The sequence below is a fragment of the Halorubrum sp. Atlit-28R genome (assembly GCF_003665955.1).
GTDB lineage: Archaea > Halobacteriota > Halobacteria > Halobacteriales > Haloferacaceae > Halorubrum > Halorubrum tropicale.
Map to the genome: position 1 here is coordinate 1 of NZ_QPLS01000283.1, position 439 is coordinate 439.

Annotated in this window: 1 pseudogene; it reads left to right on the forward strand. The window is 62.2% G+C overall.

Annotated features, from left to right (window positions below):
- Positions 1 to 43: 43 nt before the first annotated feature.
- A pseudogene (locus tag DVK06_RS17920) lies at positions 44 to 439 on the forward strand (ABC transporter substrate-binding protein); the annotation flags it as partial.

Here is a 439-nt window from a genome sequence, read left to right on the forward strand (position 1 = left end):
TGAAGAGACGACCGTCAAACCGGAGGAATCCTACTCGGTGTCGATGGCTCCCGTGGGAACTGTCGAGTTCGACGCACCCCCGGAGCATGCAATGGTCGTGTTCTCCCACTACGCCGACATGGCCGTCGCGCTGGGACAAAGTGAAACGGTCGAGTCGCTCTACGCACCCGAATTCGCCGGGAAATCGCTGGAGACGTTCTATGCTCGCCTCGACGGGGTCTCGCTCGAATGGGACGGCCTTCCCGACCCGCTTTCCGACGGCGTCGACAAGGAGATGCTGTACGAACTCGACAGCGACGTTCACTTCGTCGACCCCTCCTACGTCGTCGAAACGCAGGACGGGTGGGACACCGACGATATCGAGGAAATCGCCGACAACGTCGCCCCGTGGTTCGGGAACCACCACAGCGGCCTGACCGACAAGCCCGCAGCAGCGTAC